19 protein-coding genes are annotated in these 18,720 nt (G+C 37.4%); 2 read left to right on the forward strand and 17 right to left on the reverse strand.

Going from position 1 to position 18,720, the window contains the following annotated elements:
* Positions 1–123 precede the first annotated feature (123 nt).
* The 16 genes from rpsT to pdhA all read right to left on the reverse strand — a co-directional run bounded on the left by rpsT (position 124) and on the right by pdhA (position 16,069).
* Positions 124–378 carry a 30S ribosomal protein S20 gene (gene rpsT, locus ABDZ53_RS09325; protein ID WP_343755852.1) on the reverse strand — a complete coding sequence of 85 codons (255 nt, stop codon included), beginning with the start codon at positions 376–378 and terminating at the stop codon, positions 124–126.
* Positions 379–542: 164 nt separating this feature from the next.
* A complete protein-coding gene (gene holA, locus ABDZ53_RS09330) occupies positions 543–1,574 on the reverse strand; it encodes a DNA polymerase III subunit delta (RefSeq protein ID WP_343755853.1) in 1,032 nt (343 codons plus the stop codon).
* A gap of 3 nt (positions 1,575–1,577) precedes the next feature.
* Entirely contained in the window at positions 1,578–3,929 is a 2,352-nt protein-coding gene (locus ABDZ53_RS09335; RefSeq protein ID WP_343755854.1) for a DNA internalization-related competence protein ComEC/Rec2, read from the reverse strand.
* 18 nt (positions 3,930–3,947) lie between these two features.
* Positions 3,948–4,430, reverse strand: a complete 483-nt coding sequence (locus tag ABDZ53_RS09340) for a ComE operon protein 2 (protein WP_343755855.1) — start codon at positions 4,428–4,430, stop codon at positions 3,948–3,950.
* A gap of 84 nt (positions 4,431–4,514) precedes the next feature.
* A complete protein-coding gene (locus tag ABDZ53_RS09345) occupies positions 4,515–5,150 on the reverse strand; it encodes a helix-hairpin-helix domain-containing protein (RefSeq protein WP_343755856.1) in 636 nt (211 codons plus the stop codon).
* 123 nt (positions 5,151–5,273) lie between these two features.
* Entirely contained in the window at positions 5,274–6,314 is a 1,041-nt protein-coding gene (locus ABDZ53_RS09350) for a SepM family pheromone-processing serine protease (protein WP_343755858.1), read from the reverse strand.
* Positions 6,315–6,320: 6 nt separating this feature from the next.
* Positions 6,321–6,812, reverse strand: a complete 492-nt coding sequence (gene coaD, locus ABDZ53_RS09355; RefSeq protein ID WP_343755860.1) for a pantetheine-phosphate adenylyltransferase — start codon at positions 6,810–6,812, stop codon at positions 6,321–6,323.
* Positions 6,805–7,392, reverse strand: coding sequence for a 16S rRNA (guanine(966)-N(2))-methyltransferase RsmD (rsmD, locus tag ABDZ53_RS09360; protein WP_343755891.1), 588 nt, complete (start codon positions 7,390–7,392; stop codon positions 6,805–6,807). The genes coaD and rsmD overlap by 8 nt, the downstream gene beginning before the upstream one ends.
* On the reverse strand, positions 7,389–7,694 hold the full coding sequence (locus ABDZ53_RS09365; RefSeq protein WP_343755862.1) for a YlbG family protein: 306 nt from the start codon (positions 7,692–7,694) through the stop codon (positions 7,389–7,391). The genes rsmD and ABDZ53_RS09365 overlap by 4 nt, the downstream gene beginning before the upstream one ends.
* Positions 7,695–7,764: 70 nt before the next feature.
* The gene (locus tag ABDZ53_RS09370; protein ID WP_343755864.1) at positions 7,765–8,040 is read right to left on the reverse strand and encodes a DUF1507 family protein; all 276 of its coding nucleotides are present in this window, start codon (positions 8,038–8,040) and stop codon (positions 7,765–7,767) included.
* A gap of 103 nt (positions 8,041–8,143) precedes the next feature.
* The gene (typA, locus tag ABDZ53_RS09375) at positions 8,144–9,976 is read right to left on the reverse strand and encodes a translational GTPase TypA (protein WP_343755866.1); all 1,833 of its coding nucleotides are present in this window, start codon (positions 9,974–9,976) and stop codon (positions 8,144–8,146) included.
* 201 nt (positions 9,977–10,177) lie between these two features.
* Positions 10,178–10,957, reverse strand: a complete 780-nt coding sequence (locus ABDZ53_RS09380) for an inositol monophosphatase family protein (protein WP_343755868.1) — start codon at positions 10,955–10,957, stop codon at positions 10,178–10,180.
* A gap of 133 nt (positions 10,958–11,090) precedes the next feature.
* On the reverse strand, positions 11,091–12,497 hold the full coding sequence (lpdA, locus tag ABDZ53_RS09385; RefSeq protein WP_343755870.1) for a dihydrolipoyl dehydrogenase: 1,407 nt from the start codon (positions 12,495–12,497) through the stop codon (positions 11,091–11,093).
* 12 nt (positions 12,498–12,509) lie between these two features.
* Positions 12,510–13,859 (reverse strand): dihydrolipoamide acetyltransferase family protein, encoded by a 1,350-nt coding sequence (locus ABDZ53_RS09390; RefSeq protein WP_343755872.1) that lies wholly within the window; start codon positions 13,857–13,859, stop codon positions 12,510–12,512.
* A 123-nt stretch (positions 13,860–13,982) separates the two neighbouring features.
* Positions 13,983–14,960, reverse strand: a complete 978-nt coding sequence (locus ABDZ53_RS09395) for an alpha-ketoacid dehydrogenase subunit beta (protein ID WP_343755874.1) — start codon at positions 14,958–14,960, stop codon at positions 13,983–13,985.
* A gap of 2 nt (positions 14,961–14,962) precedes the next feature.
* Positions 14,963–16,069: a pyruvate dehydrogenase (acetyl-transferring) E1 component subunit alpha gene (pdhA, locus tag ABDZ53_RS09400; RefSeq protein WP_343755876.1), complete on the reverse strand. Its 1,107-nt coding sequence runs from the start codon at positions 16,067–16,069 to the stop codon at positions 14,963–14,965.
* 438 nt (positions 16,070–16,507) lie between these two features.
* On the opposite strand from pdhA, the gene def reads away from it, so the two are divergent.
* Entirely contained in the window at positions 16,508–17,089 is a 582-nt protein-coding gene (gene def / locus ABDZ53_RS09405) for a peptide deformylase (protein WP_343755878.1), read from the forward strand.
* A gap of 139 nt (positions 17,090–17,228) precedes the next feature.
* Positions 17,229–17,699 carry an SRPBCC domain-containing protein gene (locus ABDZ53_RS09410; RefSeq protein ID WP_343755880.1) on the forward strand — a complete coding sequence of 157 codons (471 nt, stop codon included), beginning with the start codon at positions 17,229–17,231 and terminating at the stop codon, positions 17,697–17,699.
* Positions 17,700–18,312: 613 nt separating this feature from the next.
* Here the strand turns inward: ABDZ53_RS09410 and ABDZ53_RS09415 are convergent.
* Positions 18,313–18,720: GH36 C-terminal domain-containing protein (locus ABDZ53_RS09415; RefSeq protein WP_343755882.1), on the reverse strand; the 408-nt coding region annotated here is incomplete at its 5' end.

Consider the following 18,720-nt stretch of genomic DNA (forward strand, 5'->3'; position numbering starts at 1 on the left):
TTTTTAAATTTTTCATGATTTAATTATACCATGAGAGGTGCTTTTTTGTCTCTTTTTAGCATTTTCTTTTCAAATAAAAAGTATTCTCATAGACGAAGGGTCTTGGAGAATACTTTTCATTCATTATTTAGCTAGACGTTTGCTTAAACGAGATTTCTTTCTAGCTGCTTTATTAGGATGTACAAATCCTTTAGCTGTTACTTTATCAATAGCACTAACTGCTACTGAATATAATTCTTCTGCGTTATCCGCATTGTTGTCAGCTGCTTCTACAAACTTTTTAACTTTTGTTCTCATTGCAGCAACTTGACTTTGATTGTTTTCTCTTTTCTTAACGTCTTGTCTTTGTCTCTTAATTGTTTGAACTGTATTTGCCATTCAAAACACTCCTTTATTCTATGCTTTTGTTATAAAAAATGATTGTCGTTTCTTGACATAACATTCTCTCAACTACATAACATTTAGTTGATTAATTCAACATTCCCCATTTTACAACACTCCAACCATATTTTCAATTAAAACTTTGTATTTCCTTATTCTAATCAAGAGATGGTAGAAAATTTCCAAATGAAGAGTTCAATTTGCAGGTTAGCCTGAGCTTTTCCACTCTTTATCTCATAATCGGACTGAATAAGAAAATGATGCGCCTGTGATAAAATGTCTTGTTTGAATCGTTTCTCCTTCTGTATCGCTAACTTTACACGATAAGGGTGAATCTTTAAAATACTGGCTATATCTGCTTGCTGGTATCCTTTTTTGCGTAAAATTTTGACTTGTAAGAGGAGTCTGAACTCTCCAATCATTAAAGCTAGTATTTTGATCGGTTCCTCTTTTTGATTGAGTAAATCCTGGTACAATTCGATAGAGCCTTTGACATCTTTTCTTAAGACCCGATCGTTTAGATCGAAGATGTTCTGTTCCAAAGACTTCGGGACCAGTAAATGAATAGATTCTGTCGAAATAACTTTGTTCTGCGTATGATAGAGCATTAGTTTATCCAATTCTTTACGGGCCTTCGTTAAGTTTCTATCCGTTAACTGAAGGAGAAGGGTCAAGGCCTCTCGCGATAAATCATAACCGGCTTGGCTGGCGTACTGACTTAAATAACGCCCCGTATCCTGCTCCGATACGGGATTCGCATCGATGACTTCTGCCTGTTTTAAAAGCTGCTTAGTGACCTTCTTTCTTTTATCCAATTTTTCATACGGGGCAAGAAAGACTAAAATAGAAAAATCTGACGGGTTATCAATATAACTCTCCAATAATTTTAGATTGTGATCAATGGATGCCGGTGCCTGCTTCCCGGTGAGGATATAACTGGAATGGACGACTATTAGCTTTTTTTCGCCAAAGAACGGGTAGCTTTCAGCTTCATAAATAACATCATCTATGCTTGACTCATTTAAATCAAAGTGAGCCATATTCATGTCGTCTTCACCATCCTGACGCATTCGTTCTGTAAGAGCTTTGACCACTTCTTCAGATAGAATTGTCTCGGTCCCCCAAACTAAATAAATGGGATGCAGAGCTTCTTTTTTCTTTATTTCATTTAACTGTTTTGTTGCTTGTTTCATATGTTACTCCTTCTCAATGTTTTTAGTCTGGATAAAGGATACCTGATGTAATAGCTTATCGAGTAACCAGCTATCTGTGTACCTATACTGTATGGCTCCCTGGACATTTGTTTGATAAATCTCAATTTCTCTCTTCTCTAGTCTAGTCATGACATCTGAATGAGGATGACCATAGCTATTATTTTTTCCAGCAGAGATCCAAGCGTATGTAGGGGATAGATGATCTAAGAAAGAATCGGTCGTTGATGTTTGACTTCCGTGATGACCTACCTTTAATACATCTACTGTCATATTAGGATACATCTTGAGCAGATTCTGTTCTCCTTCTTTTTCTAAATCTCCTGTAAACAACCACGTGTATTCGCCTATTAAACCAATCAAAATCAAAGACTCATTATTCTTGTTGTCTTGAGTAGGTTGAAATGAGTCCAGTGCTCTCAGCTGTTCTGGTAGAGCTTCAAGAGGGTGCTTTTCAACACTAAGCATATCTGTATCTGTTAATTGAAGATGCTGCAAGCTGGCTAAGAAGGCCGGATCTGTTAACGTACTCTCTGTGGCTAATACGGCCTTAATCGGCAGATGTTTGGATAGGTCATCCAACCCACCATAATGATCCCAGTCCGAATGTGTAATGATGACCGTTTCTATTCGATGAACTCCCTGAGACTTCAGGACAGGAACCACTATATCTTCCCCAACATTAAAAGCAGATTTTCTGACCTCCCAAGGTTCTTCACTATTCCAGTTAGCCAGTCCCCCAGTGTCTATAAGATAGTTCCCTCTCCCCCAAGGCTCTTTGATTAAGATAGACTCCCCTTGTCCGACATCAATCATGTGGACTTGCCCAAAAGGGGAATACCGGACAGAAAAAACACTTATCACTATCCCTATAATAGGAAGAGCATATAATCTGAGTTTCGCGTTCTTTTGTTCTATTATTAGTAAAAGTAAAATAAAGAAAACAACAGCACTCACCAAAGCTATCGTCGGTAAACGTCCTATGATAACTGAAAAGGATGTGTGTTCTGAAATAAAAAATGTCGTCTCTTCCATTAAATGGATGACAGCTTCTGTCAGCTTCATAAAAAAAAGAAACCACCTTGTATGATAGAAAAATAGAGAAAAGAAAAAAAGGAAAACCAGCATAGGTAAAAATAAGAGAGACAAAAAGGGAATATAAAGGCTGTTTAGAAAGATCACTCCCCAGGAAAACTCAAAAAAGTGGTAGCTTAAAATCGGAAGAGAGCCAAGAAACAAAACAAAACTCAGTACGATATACGCTTTTATCTTATTGTAGCTTTTATAAAAAGGCTGATTAACCAAAAGAATAATTATCAAACTCATAAAATAACTTAACTGAAAGCCTACTTGAAGAAGGTTAAAAGGATTAATCAGAAGAGAGAAACAGAAAACAAGACTCCATCTGTCTAAAGTTGTCCATTTTATATGCGTCATTTCTCCGAAAACTTTCAGCCACGACTGCCCTATAGCTCTAAATACGCTTGTACCAAAACCGGTTATACACCCATATACTGGTAACAGCATGAGTAATATCCATCGACTTGTCTCTTTAGTCAGCCTTGCTTTATTTAAAGCTTTTTTTAAGCTCTCTATTAAAAAATGGATATGTAGACCTGAAATGCTCAATAAATGAACTATGCCTAGCTCCTTGAAAGAAGCATTGACTGGTTCCTCAAAATCTCGTTTATCGGCGAACAAAAGAGCTTTAATGTACAGGGCTGTCTGGGCACTCAAACGTTTATCTATAAAGGATAACACCCTATCCCTGATTGTGTCTATCTGATAACCAATTGTTTTATTTAAAGACTCTCCTTCAACCGGTATCAGTTTTTTTGCTTCTACGGTTTTAAAAATGTGTTTCTTATTTAAGTAGTTTCTATAGTCAAACTGGAAAAAGTTAGTTGCCTGACTCGGATCGCTAACGGTTCCTTCTATAATAAATGTATCATGTTGGCCAACAATAAATCGTTCTTTTTCTCGTTCGCTAGCGAATGTGTGCCGAACGACGACCTCTTCTCCCTGCCCATCCACTATCACTCGTCCTTGAAAGTTTAGTCGACTGCCATCAATAGTGATAGACGTTCGTTTAACCTGTGTCAAGAATTGGGTTTCTTCATTCTGAAGAATAGACTCCTCTTGACTAATCATAAAGTGACGTGTAAAAAAAAGAGCACACACGAGAAAAGATAAGATAAGGATAGGGATATTCTTTTTAAACAACATTCTCCCTACCCAAAGGCACACCCCACATAGCCACCAAATGGAGTTGCCAGATAAAACGTACCCTCCGAATAGAAATAGAAGAAATGAAACAAAAATAAAATTCCCTTTCATTCTTGTTTCTCTTGTTGATTAGTCATAAGGGGTATCAGCATACACGGATTCAATTTGTTTGAAAAAGTCAGTAGGAACAGTTATTTTCTCTGTTTCTACACCTGCCCGTTCGAGCAATTCAATGGCATAAGGATGATTGCGGTAGTCTTTTAAATAATAGAGCTTATGAATGCCACTTTGAATTAACAACTTAGTACATGGAAGACAAGGAAAGTGTGTAACATATATATCTGCCCCGTCTGTTTCAACTCCAAATTTGGCACACTGAAGTAAGGCATTTGCTTCTGCATGAACGGTTCGGATACAGTGTCCGTCAACGACATAACAGCCTTGATCAATACAATGTATATCATGACTGACTGATCCGTTATAGCCTCCGGAGATGACTCTTTTTTCTCTCACAATCGTTGCTCCCACAGCTAATCTTGTGCAAGTACTTCTCATGGAGAGCAACATACTCTGAGACATAAAGTATTGATCCCATGGAATTCTTTTGGTCATAGTGAACACCCCAATTCTCATACTTATTAATGATTATCGTTCTTTTAGTATACTAGAGCCATTCATTTGAGGCAATCTTATCTATCAATCTACTATAATAGCATCCTTTAGTTTTTCAAACGTTTTTTCCCCTATGCCTGATACGTTTGTCAATTCTTCAATTGTCTGAAAATCCCCTTCTTCTTCTCTATACTGTATAATCCCTTGAGCTTTTTGAGGGCCTATTCCACTCAACGTCTCTAATTCACTGGCACTGGCTGTGTTAATATTTATTTTCTGGTTATTTTCTCCTGCTTCACCCTCCTGAGGTATTTCGGCTATTTCTTCTCCCTCCACGGGGATATAAATAAGCATTTCATCCACTAATTCTTTAGCGAAGTTAACATGTTTAGTGACGGCTTCCTCTTTCAACCCTCCTGCAATAGTTATAGCATCAATCACTCTACTGCTCCCTTCCAGTTGATAAACTCCTGGATGATGCACGGCTCCTTTCACATCCACTAATACAAAAGGTATCTCATCAATCTCTCCTTCTTCTTCTGCTTCTGTCACAGTAGGTAAATCACCTGGTAATAAGAGTTCTTCAAGTGGATCAGTTTCGCTTTGGGCCGGCTCTGCCTTTTTTTGGCTTCCAATAACCAAAAGGAGTACTGAAAGCAAGAGGATGAAGCTACTTAAAATAAGCCACTTAAACTCTTTTAGTTTTTCTAAAACGTCCACGTTTTTCTCCTTCCTTGAATCTGTCTACTGTATATACTATCTTTTTATTTTGAAATTCATTTTTTTAACACAAAAAAACTTGTTTATGTCTGTCTCATACGGACAAAATAAACAAGTTTAATCTCAATCATTTAGTTCATTCAAATAATTAATTGCATCACTTAAATGTTTAACCGGTATAATTTCCATATCTGTGTCAATATACTCAGCTGCTTCAAGAGCCATTTCATAATTGGACTGCCAATCTGGCAATCTTTCCATCGTAAGTGGATCGGCTTCATCATCCGGCACAAAGAAAATAGAGGCTCCTTCATTGTCTGCAGCGACTACTTTCTTTTCCACCCCACCAATACGACCGACTGTTCCATCCTCTGTAATGGTTCCCGTCCCCGCTATATTAAGGTCCCCTCTCAAATGAGGTTCTGAAATGACTGTGTATATTTGAAGGGCAAACATGAAACCTGCGGAGGGTCCTCCTATATTCCCGGAAAAAATAGAGACTTCCGGACTCGTTTCTACAGTGGATCGGGTGACTAGGCTAATTCCTATACCGGGTTGAGCTGTTTCTTCTAGCTCTATTAAATCCCCACTCACTTGAAACGTTTCCCCTTCTCTATCAACGGTTAAGGTGACCGTTTCTCCGACACTTTTTCCACTAATATACTGGATAAACTCTTCAGTGTTAGAAAAGCTTTCTCCATCTATTTCTGTAATGCTATCTCCGATTCGTAACTCATCGTAAAAGTCAGACTCCTCAGCTATCGACATAACGTATACACCGAAAAATTCCAATTGATATGGCAGATCGGCTTCATTAAAAGCTGCAGCTTTTGCTGTATTGACAGAATGATTCATATAATACTGCTGCAGGAGTAGATAAGAATCATAGTCCTCAAAATTTCCAAGCAGCTGATTTTCACTTACTCCTGTATAAAAGGGGAGATACTGTGAAAAGTACGTAAAGGGAGTTGCTTGGAATAACTGAACAGTCGTCAGCATGTAACTCCCAGGATTGTCATCAGTCTGATTATCTACTTCGACCATTTCGTTTATTTCAACGGCACTACCCGGTCGTTCAATATAAAAAGGAATCGTTTGAAAAAAGAAAAAGTATATAAATAAAACGATAATAATCCCTTTAAACAGTCGTTTTCTCTTTTCCAAGCTCTCTTACCTTCTTTCGTTAAACTTCTCTGTCAAGGCTTTTTCGACAGTCTCAGGAACGAGAGCAGAGAGGTCTCCCTTATAAAAAGCAATTTCTTTTACCATAGTTGAACTGATAGACTGGTATTTCACATCGGAAAACAGTAGCACCGTTTCAATCGTATCGTTTTGAAGTTTATTTAATTGAGCTATATCTGACTCATACTCCATATCTTTAACAGAGCGTATCCCTCTTATTAGCACATCAGCCTTAAGCTCCTCAGCTAAATTGATTGTCAAGCCATCATAACTCATCACTTGGGTATTCGTTATATTTAATTGTTCTAGGCTTGTTTCTATCAGTTTTAATCTTTCTTCCAATGTAAAAACATATTTTTTGGCCGTACTCGCGCTGGCAACGACTATGACTTCACCAAATAGCTGAGAGGCTCTTTTAATAATATCGATGTGTCCATTGGTAATAGGGTCGAAACTCCCTACATATAATGCTTTAGTCATCTTCAGGCCTCCATTCGTACACAGTTATTTTTGATAATCCATAGACCTTCTCTTTCAAAAGAGTTAAGTGGGTATGGCTTATATCCAGTACCGTATCTTTGTCTGTTTCACACACAATTAACGCTTTTGGATTGACTAGCTTTGAAGAAATAAGCTGATGAATAATCGTACCTAAATCTTGTTTTTCATAGGGTGGATCAAGCAATACAAGATCAAACATAATTGTATGCGTTTGGAGCCAATCTAAAGCTTGCTGATCTGTTTTTTTCCAAACGATGAATTTGTCTGCTTCTTTAGTCATCGCTACATTTTCATAAATCGTTTTTATAGCTAATGGGTGTTTATCCACTAAATAAGCCTGGTCCATTCCTCTTGATACAGCTTCAATACCTAAAGAGCCACTCCCAGAGTATAAATCCAATGCTGTTCCCCCACTGAAATAAGGGCCTATCATATGAAACAGAGATTCCTTCACTTTATCGGTAGTGGGTCGGGTATTTTTTCCTTTTACTGCTTTTAATGGCCGGCCACCATATTCTCCAGATACTACTCTCATCTTATCGTCCTCTTTATATGTTATATCACTTCTTTTGATACTGCTTCTTCTTTTTTACTTAATGTCAGTTCTTCTACTTTCTCTAGTATGCCATCAAATGTCTTTGGAATATCACATGAATGGGAATCTTCCACTTGTCTTACAAAATGTTGTTTACTTATAGTATGGCTGATTGATTCTCTGTCTTTCCGATCGACATAAATAATGGCATAGTTCATCTTTTTAGAAACGTAGTGCACTAATCCATATCTTTTTAGTTTATTTATATATTTGGTTGTGTAGAGCCAGACTACAATGCCCACACGCTCACTTTTTCTTTCTTCCATCACTTTCACCTTCTCACGTGTTTTGTACAGTATAACAAAAAATCCCTCTCAATGAGAGGGACATTTTTAATTAATTATTTTTATTTTGTTCAAATGCATTAGAGTAAACATCGTTTAAATGCTTTTCTAAAGTACTTAACATTAATTGTCCTTCTTCTTCTTCAATCATATTCATGGATATAGCAAATTCGACTTTTTTAGAGAAACCAAACATTTGAGTATCAATGACTTCTTCAAATGCAGGACAAGACACGCATAAATGTTTTTGGTTTTCGATTAATGCTGTAATCTTTTTGGCATCATCTTTTAAAACTTCTCTGGCCAATTCATTCTTTAACTGATCCATTAGCATTTCCTTCCTTTTCTCATCCTACTTATTTGAAATAAGTATAGCATATATCAGGAGGTAAAGAAATCAAATCCTTCATCTTTCAAACAAACGGTACACTTTAGTTGTTCGCTTTTTTAGCTGCTTTCTCTCTCGCATTTTTATCTAGAATTTGTTTTCTTAATCGAATTGATTCTGGAGTGACTTCACAGTACTCATCATCACCGATAAAGGCTAACGACTCTTCCAGAGTTAAGATACGTGGACGTTTGATAACGTTCGTCTGGTCTTTATTCGCTGATCGAATATTTGTTTTTTGTTTTTCTTTTGTGACGTTAACTGCTAAGTCATTTTCTCTATTGTGTTGTCCCACAATCATACCTTCGTATACTTCGGTACCTGGTTCAATAAAGATAGTTCCTCTATCTTCCAAGTTCATGATGCTGTATGTGGTAGCTGGTCCGTTTTCCATTGAAACAAGCGCACCATTTCGGCGTTCACCCATCTTGCCATCAAGTAAAGGTAAATATTGGTCAAATGTGTGGTTCATTATGCCGTATCCTCGAGTGATGGATAAGAATTCGTTAGTGAATCCAATTAACCCACGAGCCGGAGCTAAGAAGACTAATCGGTCTTGCCCATTACCTGAATGGACCATATCCAGCATTTCACCTTTACGATGTCCCATGCTTTCAATAACTGAACCCATGTATTCTTCAGGCGTATCAATCTGTACACGCTCAAACGGTTCACAGGTTTGTCCGTTGACTTCTCTTAAGATAACTTTAGGACGGGATACTTGCAATTCATAGCCTTCTCTTCTCATGTTTTCAATAAGAATAGACAGGTGTAACTCACCACGTCCAGATACGACCCATTCATCAGGTGAATCTGTATTATCCACTCGTAATGAAACGTCCGTCTGTAACTGAACCGATAAGCGTTCTTGCAATTTACTAGAAGTTACCCATTTACCTTCTCTCCCGGCAAATGGAGAATTGTTTACTGCAAATGTCATTTGTAAGGTTGGTTCATCAATATGGAGGACAGGTAAAGGATCAATGTGATCAGCTGGTGTAACTGTTTCTCCAACAAAGATATCTTCAAAACCAGAAACGGCAATTAAATCCCCTGCAGAAGCTGATTCTATTTCTACTCTTTGTAATCCAAAGAAACCAAACAATTTAGTCACTCTGAAGTTTTTAGTCGTTCCATCTAGTTTACTAAGTGTGACATGATCGCCCACTTTAATTTTTCCTCTAAAGACTCTACCGATTCCAATTCTTCCGACATAGTCATTATAATCCAAAAGAGACACTTGGAATTGAAGGGGTTCCTCACTGTTGTCAATCGGAGCAGGAATTTCTTTTAGTATGCTTTCAAAAACAGGTGCCATCGTTTTTTCCTGGTCTTCAGGATTATCAGATAAACTACTTGTTCCATTTAAAGCTGATGCATAAACTACTGGAAATTCTAATTGTTCTTCATCTGCATCTAATTCAATTAATAAATCTAATGCCTCATCAACTACTTCTTCAGCTCTTGCAGTAGGTTTGTCAATTTTATTAACCACGACAATCGGGCGTAGTTTACGTTCTAACGCTTTTTTTAATACAAAACGTGTCTGAGGCATAGTTCCTTCATAAGCGTCTACGACTAAAATAACCCCATCAACCATCTTCATAATACGTTCCACTTCTCCACCGAAATCAGCGTGCCCTGGTGTATCTAAAATATTGATTTTGTGGTCTTTATAATTTACAGCAGTATTTTTAGATAGGATGGTAATGCCACGTTCTTTTTCAATATCATTTGAATCCATTACTCTATCACTTAATCCACTTCTAGCGTTCAATGTATCTGATTGCTTTAATAATTCATCTACCAATGTTGTTTTACCGTGGTCTACGTGAGCTATTATAGCTATATTGCGAATATCTTCTCTTTTTTTCATAAATAAACCTCCAATTACAGTTGCGTGAATCTAATTATTCTAAATTGTTTTCTATGAAAACAATTACTTGGTTTTCATAGAATCGCATTAAAAAAAGCACTTATTCTTGATAGATTCAAACTCAAGAATAAATGCTTCCCAAATTTCCTCTTATTGTTGCAGTGAGTATTATACCAGTAACTTACGTAAAAACACAACTATTTATTTAGGATTTATTTTGTCCATAATTTGTCTATGAGCAGCTTCTGTTCCTAGAACTGTATCATTATTCTCCAGTAAATTAATAGGGCTGTTATCAAAACGTGTGGCTTTCATGCCAAGCTCTTCCATAAACATTAGCCCTGGAGCCACATCCCACGGTTTTAAATTAGCTGCGATGTAAGCAACCGTATTCCCTTTGACCATTTCCACACTCTCAAGTCCAGCAGAACCAATCACACGGGTACCTAGACTCGCTTTCCCTATCTCTCTCACGAATGGGAATTTATTTTCAACTAACAAAACAGAACTCACGCCAATTACGCCCTCATTTAAAGAACGATCTTTTGGCACTTCAAGTGTTTGTTCGTTGCAACTAACTCCGCGTCCTTTAATTGCGGAATACAATTTATCCTGCACGACGTCATATACGTAGGCTTGCTGTCCTATTCCATCTTCAAAGATACCGATCATCACAGCATAATTCTCTCGCTGTGTGACAAAGTTTAACGTGCCGTCAATGGGGTCTAAAAACCAGACTGTTCCATCTAATTCTTCAACGTCATCTCCGTACCCCTCTTCACTGACGATACGATCTTCAGGGTAGGTTTCTCTAATCTTTTTGACTAATTCCTTTTCAATCCCTTTATCCATATTCGTCACTAAATCATTTATACTCGTTTTTTCTTCCACGTCAATATTATCTTTATTGTCAAGAATAAACTCAGCTGCTTCTTTAATCCATGTTGTAACCAGCTTATGGCGCTTATTTATCTTATCCATTCAATCCCTCATTTCATATCTTTAAACTAATCATAATAGACTATCCTGCTAAAAGCAAAAAGGATGAGTTTGATATTTTTATATAAAGAAAAAGACCTTTAGCTTTTACACTAAAGATCTTTATCCAATAATCTTACATATGAATTGGTAAACCTAAAGCAGCTTCTGCCGCATCCATAACCACTTCACCTAGAGATGGGTGACCATGAATCGTTAATGCGATATCTTCTGCATTCATTCCACTTTCAACAGCTAAACCAAGTTCAGCAATAATGTCTGATGCGCTGATACCAGCTACTTGAGCTCCAACGATCACATTATCTTCTTTTGTAGTAATTAAACGAACGAATCCTTCTGTTGCATTCAAGGAAATCGCACGGCCATTTCCACCTAATGGGAATTTTGTTGCTTTAACATCTAATCCTTCTTCTTTCGCTTCGCTTTCTGTTAAGCCAACAGAAGCAATTTCAGGATCAGTAAAGGCAACAGCTGGCATAGCACGGTAGTCTACAGCAACTTTCTTACCAGAGATTGCTTCAGCAGCAATTTTAGCTTCATAACTTGCTTTATGAGCTAAAGCCGCACCTGGAACAATATCTCCAATAGCAAAGATGTTCTTAGTAGATGTACGTCCTTGTTCATCAACTTGAACGATTCCGCGGTCATCCACTTCAACTCCCGCTTGTTCTAGGCCTAATTCGTCAGTGTTTGGACGACGACCAACTGTAACTAACACATAATCAACGTCAAGTGATTGTTCTTCACCTTTCGCTTCATATTTAACTGTTACACCATTGTCGTTGACAACTGCTTCTTTAGCCATTGCTTCAGTAACAATTTCAACTCCACGGTCTTTAAAGTTTTTCTCAACTAATTTAACCATGTCTTTGTCAAAACCGTTTAAGATTGAAGGAAGACCTTCAAGAATGGTTACTTTCGTTCCAAGATTTGAGTAAACACCAGCTAATTCAGAACCGATGTATCCTCCACCAACAATAACCATAGACTCTGGAATTTCTTTCAGGTTTAATGCACCAGTAGAATCTAGTACACGGTCACTGAATTTGAATCCAGGGATTTGAACTGGACGGCTACCAGTTGCAACAATAGCATGATTGAATGAGTACGTTTGTGCACTGTCTTCACCCATAACACGCAGTGTGTTTTCATCAACAAAGAAAGCTTCTCCTTCAAGAATCTCAACTTTGTTTTTCTTAAGAAGCATTTCTACTCCTTTAGTTAATTTAGAAACAACTTGATTGTCTTTCCACTCTTGTGTTTTAGCAAAATCGATTGTTACGTTTTCGCTAGAAACACCGAATGCTGTTGAGTCTAAAGAATCCTGGAATTTATGTCCAGCAGCAATCAATGCTTTAGAAGGAATACATCCAACGTTTAAGCAGACACCACCGATATATTCTTTTTCAACAACAGCTACTTTTTGTCCCATTTGAGCTGCACGAATAGCTGCAACATACCCACCAGGGCCGGCACCAATAACTACTGTATCTAATTCAATTGCGAAATCTCCTACTACCATTTACGTTTCACCTTATCCTTCCATTAATAATAATTCAGGATCAGCAAGTAATCTCTTCAATTCATTCATTGCTTGTTGTCCAGTCGCACCATCAATCACACGGTGGTCAAATACAAGTGATAATTCTTGAACACGTGCTGGAACAATTTCACCTTCAGCATTAACAACTGGTTTTTGAGCGATACGTCCTACTCCAACAATAGCCACTTCTGGGTGGTTAATAATTGGTGTGAAGAAGCTTCCGCCTACAGAACCAATGTTACTGATTGAGATTGAACCATCAGCCATTTCACTGCCTTTAAGTTTTCCATCGTGAGCTTTACCAGATAATTCAGTAATTTCTTTAGCAATTTGGAACATGCCTTTACTGTCTGCATCCTGGATAACAGGAACGTATAGTCCACGCTCAGTATCCGTCGCAATACCGATGTTATAGTAATCTTTGTAAACCACTTCATCTGTCGTATCATCTAAAGAAGTGTTTAATTCTGGGAATTTACGCAATACTGCGATAACAGCTTTAACGATATAAGGTAAGAATGTCAATTTAACATCTTGTTCAGCTGCAATATCTTTAAATTTCTTACGGTGATCCCATAATTTATCAACAACAACTTCATCAAATAAAGCCACAGATGGAATAGTCAAGTTACTGTTAGTCATTGCATTTGCAATAGCTTTACGAGTTGTTGACATTTTCTCTCTTGTTTCTTGATCAGAACGACCAGATTTGAATGGTTTAGCATCCGCTGAAATAGCTTTACCAGATGAAGCTGGTGCTGCTGTTTCTTGAGACGTTTCTTCTTGAGTTGAAGCAGCTTCTGCTCCTCCACCTTCAACAAAGTTGTCGATGTCTTCTCTTGTCGTACGTCCACCTTTACCAGTCGCTTCAACTAAGCTGATGTCTACATCTTTTTCACGTGCATACTGTCTCACTGAAGGCATAGCTAATACTCGTTTATTTGGATCAGATGTTTTAACAACCTCACCTGTTGCTTCTCCTTCAGATTGAGCTGGGTCTGTTTCTTCTGCTCCAGCAGCTGTTTCTTCAGAAGACATTTCTGTTTCAGCTGCTACTTCTTCAGAGCTTTCCTCTGATGAATCATCTGAATCGTCTTCGTATCCCTCTGCATCAATCTCAACAATAGGATCTCCAACATTTGCAACTGTACCAGGTTCTACTAAGAATTTTTTAATTGTGCCATCAACCGGAGAAGCTAATTCCTCAACGGATTTATCATTTTGAATTTCAGCAATAGAATCGCCTTCTTCAACTGTGTCGCCTTCAGATACTAACCAGCTGACGATTTCGCCTTCTGCCATACCTTCCCCAACATCAGGGAGTTTAAATTTAAAAGCCATAATTTCTCTTCCCTTCTTAAATTAATCGTGTCATGTCTATTCATTACTCAAGAAGGAACAAACCCTCCTCAATACTTTATCGAGATGAAAGAATGTTCCTTCCGTTGAGTTAATTCATATTAATTAAAATTCAACTGCTTCTTTGATTGCTTCAGTAATGTCAGTTGCACTTGGTAACCACTGGTTTTCAGCTTGTCCAAATGGATAAACTGTGTCAGGTGCAGAAACAAAACCAATTGGTGCTTCTAATGAAAGGATAGCACGTTGAGATACTTCAGAGATGACTGTATTTCCTACTCCAGCTTGACGCTGAGCTTCTTGAACCATCACCATACGACCTGTTTTTTCAACAGATTCAATAATAGTTTCATAGTCAACAGGAGAAACAGTACGTAAATCAATAACTTCAACAGATACGTTGTCTTTTTCTAATTGTTCAGCTGCTTTAAGGGCTTCTCTAACCATATAACCATAAGCAACAACTGTAATATCAGAACCTTCTTTTGCTACATTCGCTTTTCCTAGAGGAACAGTGTACTCTTCTTCAGGTACTTCATCACGGAAAGAACGGTATAGCTTCATGTGTTCTAAGAATACAACTGGGTCTTCATCACGAATAGCAGCTGTCATTAAACCTTTTGCATCATATGGGTTTGATGGGATAACCACTTTAAGACCTGGTGACTGAGCCATTAAACCTTCTAAGCTGTCTGCGTGCATTTCTGGAGTTGCTACTCCCCCACCAAATGGTGAACGGATAACTACAGGCATAGGTTGTTTACCACCCATACGGTAGTTCGTACGAGAAATTTGACCTACGATGGAATCCATTACTTCAAATACAAATCCGAAGAATTGGATTTCCATAACTGGACGGAAACCTTGGATAGCTAAACCGAAAGCCATTCCACCGATTCCTGACTCAGCTAGAGGCGTATCACTCACACGATCTTCGCCATATTTATCGAAAAGACCCTGAGTAGCACGGAAAACACCACCGTTTTTACCTACGTCTTCTCCGAATATCAAGACTTTTTCATCACGGGCCATTTCTTGATCTAAGGCTTCAGTGATCGCTTGAATCATTGTAAGATTCGCCATGTTTATTTACTCTCCTTTGCTTCGTATTTCTCAATCTGTTCTACAATGTTTTGACCAGGCTCATTGTACATACTCTTCAAGAAGTCTGAGATTTTCATTTTTGGTACTTGGTCTGCTTCTTTAGCTGCTTCTTTTACTTCTTCTTTAGTTTTTTCAATTAATTCTTCTTCTTTTTCATCTGACCATAAGCCTTTTTCTTTCAGGTAGTTACGGAAACGAATAAGTGGATCTCTTTGCTCCCAGTAGTCAAATGATTCTTGTTCACGGTATCTAGTTGGATCGTCACCAGATGTTGAGTGAGGTCCGAAACGAGACGTAATTGTTTCAATTAGTACTGGACCATTTCCTGCTGCTGCCCACTCACGTGCTTGTTTTGTTACAGCATATACTGCTAATGGGTCCATTCCATCAACTTGCACTCCTGGAATTCCTGCTGCTGCTGCTTTTTGAGCTAATGTTGCTGCTGCAGATTGTTTCTCACGAGGAGTTGAGATAGCATAACCATTGTTTTGGATGAAAAATACAACTGGAGCTTTGTAACGTCCTGCGAAGTTAATTCCTTCGTAAGTGTCACCTTGAGAAGAACCACCGTCACCAGTGTATGTGAATGTTACTTCATCTTCTTTACCAGCTAATTTTTGACCAACTGCGTTACCCATTGCTTGGATAAACTGAGCTCCAATGATGATTTGCGGTGGAATTGCATGTAGGTCTTCAGGGTAGTTGTTACCTTCTACATGTCCACGTGACCACAAGAATGCTTGTGATACAGGTAAACCGTGTTGGATTAACTGTGGAATATCACGATATCCTGGGTATAGCCAGTCTTGCTTTTTGAAAGCAAAATGACTTGCTAATTGAGAAGCCTCTTGTCCCATAGTAGGTGCATAGAATCCTAAACGTCCTTGACGAGCTAATGCCATAGAACGATCATGAAGAACTCTTGACCATACCATTCTTTCCATCAATTCTACTAATTCTTCATCAGATAAATCTGGCATGATGTCTTCATTAACAACTTTTCCATCTTTATCTAATATCTGAACCATCGGAAACGAAGCTTCAATCGAACTTAATAATGCTTCGTAATCAACTGGTTGCTTTGCCATAGATTACCCATTCCTCTCTTGTTGTTTTCTTTTTGAGTATAACAGTTGTATCCTACTGTTACATTTTTTCTCAATCCTTATTCAATTTATCATGATTTTATCCAAATTGCAAGCAATAAGAACTTAAGAAAACAATGAGAATGTGCGTTATAAAAGGCTTTTTAACGCATTGTGACTTTAACCACAAAGGTTCTGTCTCACTCTGAAAAAAAATTATATTTTCAAAAATGAATAAGTGAAGTAGTACAGCTTTTAAAACTGTTATATAAGAGAGTCAGATATCTGTTTCTTGTACCAGTCATTTTGAAGATAACGGAGCCCATGTGATTAGGTGAACTTGTTATAATGCGTCATTTTCATCAATTAATAGAATGGGATGCGCATAAGGCGTAAACCTGTTAAAATAAACAGTGAGTTATATTAAGGAGGATTTAGTTTATGTTAACAATGGAGAATGTCATTAGAGAAGGACACCCTACTTTACGTAAAGTAGCAGAAGAAGTGACCTTTCCTTTAGATGAAAAAGAGATTGAATTAGCAGAAGAGATGTTACAGTTTTTAAAAAATAGTCAAGATCCTGAAATTGCTGAAAAATATGAATTAAGAGCAGGTGTGGGCATTGCAGCACCTCAAGTAAATGTGTCAAAACGTATCATTGCCGTTCATATTCCTTCAAGTGATCCCGAAGAGAAGCCAGAATCTGATTTTAGTGAAATATTGTATAATCCTAAAATAGTGAGTCACTCTGTACAACAAACCTGTTTAGCTGACGGTGAAGGGTGTTTATCTGTAGACCGAGAAGTTCCAGGATATGTGCCTAGACATAAACGCATCACGGTAGAATATTTCGATAAAGACGGCAAAAAACAAAAAAAACGATTAAGAGAGTTTCCAGCTATTGTGACCCAACATGAAATTGACCATTTAAACGGGGTTATGTTTTATGACCGTATAGACAAAGATAACCCACTCGCCTTACCAGATGGCATTGAAGTCTTGGGCGGTAGCGAAGAAGAGTAATTTTTTCTTCATTGACTCACGGCCAGTACTCTAACATTTGTTTTAATAGCTAATCTATTTTAATGTTTATATCGGATGAATTTAAGTCTGCACTGACAATACATCATAAGAGAATGATTTCTATGGGAGGAATAAATAAGTGTCAGATTACGGAACATTAACAGAGTTAAACGGCCGTTACCAATTAACGTTCGAACGATTCACTTTAAAGAACCCTGAACATGTTTTTTCTGTGCTTACGGATTCATATTCTTTTTCCAAGTGGTACCCTTTTGCTACTGGTGAGATGAATCTTGCACTTGGAGGCAAGATTGTTTTTGATGATGAGGAAGGTTCAATTTATTATGCTACTATTACAGAACTAAGAGAACCGTATCTATTTAGTTTTCGTGAAATAGATGATTTAGTTAGTATCTCATTGGAAGAAAATAATGGGTGTACAATACAATTCACTCATACTTTTGATGATGTTTCCTGGGCAGTGAACACTGCGGTAGGCTGGCATAGATGTTTAGATGTATTCCTTCAAATGGTTAATGGGGAACCTCTTCAGTGGCGTGACAAGACTGCTGATCTACACCACTATTATAGCAAAGCATTTAAAAGTTAATACTGAGGCACTCCTATTAGTGGGAGTGTTTTTTTGTATAGGTAGAAAACTAATATAAGCTCTCCTACTTACCCATTTCAAACTATAAAAATAAAAAAAGAACGCCAGAAATGGCGTTCCTTCAACGTTTATTAAAATGGAGATAAGCGGGCTCGAACCGCTGACCTCTACACTGCCAGTGTTAAAAAATGGGCATTAATGAACCTGACATGTCGCTCAAAACGTTGGTATTAAGCAATTTAGATGAAAAATGTACATGACTGATAATCACAGGTCGCTCGAAAAGTTTCGGAAGATTTACTGGAAGATTTAGATTAAAATATAACAGCCCGACAGCTTAATAAATTTTACCAAGCAATCATTTAATTCTCTTTAAAAGAATCAAAAAATGCATCTTCTTCACTATGAGGAATTTCATAGTCATCCATTAAGTCGTTCCAAAAATCTGTATCTCATTTCCTGTACTCATTCTTGAACTATAATTTGCTCTATCAACCACGAAAAACCATCATTAATAATTTTATTCTGTTCAAATTCTTTTGAATTCATGCATTATCAAAATGCTAATTAATATTTTATAGAACAAATAAATTTGAATTATGAAATTAATAACTCATTCTAAAGCATTCAAAATAATACGGCGTCCTTGGAAGTCTCCACTCAAAGACGGGTCTAAAATAACTCCCCTATACATCAATTCGTCTCCTCCATAAACTTTACCATTATCAAATTTGTAATTTTTATTCGGGTCTAACCCCGTCATTTTAAGCTTGTTTAATGACCCGTTTGGCTTATCTAAAATCTGAAAATAATAGAATAATGCATTGTTTTTCTCATCATCAACAAAAATCCACGAAGTCTCATAAAAATTATCAAAAGGACTTTTTATTCTATAAAAATTTCCATACTGTATTATTTCTTTATTTCTTTTATAAAATTCAACTTGTTCTTTTATGGTCTCCTTATCCTGCACGGATAATTTGGTTACATCCAATTCATAACCTAAATTCCCAGAACTTGC

Origin of the sequence: Alkalibacterium iburiense (genome assembly GCF_039521845.1) — a bacterium.
In the GTDB taxonomy this organism is placed as follows: Bacteria; Bacillota; Bacilli; order Lactobacillales; family Carnobacteriaceae_A; genus Alkalibacterium; species Alkalibacterium iburiense.

Excerpts from the sequence above, each read along its gene's own strand:
- rpsT (WP_343755852.1), bottom strand. The coding sequence starts at position 378 with ATGGCAAATACAGTTCAAACAATTAAGAGACAAAGACAAGACGTTAAG.
- holA (WP_343755853.1), bottom strand. The coding sequence starts at position 1,574 with ATGAAACAAGCAACAAAACAGTTAAATGAAATAAAGAAAAAAGAAGCT.
- ABDZ53_RS09335 (WP_343755854.1), bottom strand. The coding sequence starts at position 3,929 with ATGAAAGGGAATTTTATTTTTGTTTCATTTCTTCTATTTCTATTCGGA.
- ABDZ53_RS09340 (WP_343755855.1), bottom strand. The coding sequence starts at position 4,430 with ATGACCAAAAGAATTCCATGGGATCAATACTTTATGTCTCAGAGTATG.
- coaD (WP_343755860.1), bottom strand. The coding sequence starts at position 6,812 with ATGACTAAAGCATTATATGTAGGGAGTTTCGACCCTATTACCAATGGA.
- ABDZ53_RS09365 (WP_343755862.1), bottom strand. The coding sequence starts at position 7,694 with ATGGAAGAAAGAAAAAGTGAGCGTGTGGGCATTGTAGTCTGGCTCTAC.
- ABDZ53_RS09370 (WP_343755864.1), bottom strand. The coding sequence starts at position 8,040 with ATGGATCAGTTAAAGAATGAATTGGCCAGAGAAGTTTTAAAAGATGAT.
- typA (WP_343755866.1), bottom strand. The coding sequence starts at position 9,976 with ATGAAAAAAAGAGAAGATATTCGCAATATAGCTATAATAGCTCACGTA.
- ABDZ53_RS09380 (WP_343755868.1), bottom strand. The coding sequence starts at position 10,957 with ATGGATAAGATAAATAAGCGCCATAAGCTGGTTACAACATGGATTAAA.
- lpdA (WP_343755870.1), bottom strand. The coding sequence starts at position 12,497 with ATGGTAGTAGGAGATTTCGCAATTGAATTAGATACAGTAGTTATTGGT.
- ABDZ53_RS09390 (WP_343755872.1), bottom strand. The coding sequence starts at position 13,859 with ATGGCTTTTAAATTTAAACTCCCTGATGTTGGGGAAGGTATGGCAGAA.
- ABDZ53_RS09395 (WP_343755874.1), bottom strand. The coding sequence starts at position 14,960 with ATGGCGAATCTTACAATGATTCAAGCGATCACTGAAGCCTTAGATCAA.
- pdhA (WP_343755876.1), bottom strand. The coding sequence starts at position 16,069 with ATGGCAAAGCAACCAGTTGATTACGAAGCATTATTAAGTTCGATTGAA.
- def (WP_343755878.1), top strand. The coding sequence starts at position 16,508 with ATGTTAACAATGGAGAATGTCATTAGAGAAGGACACCCTACTTTACGT.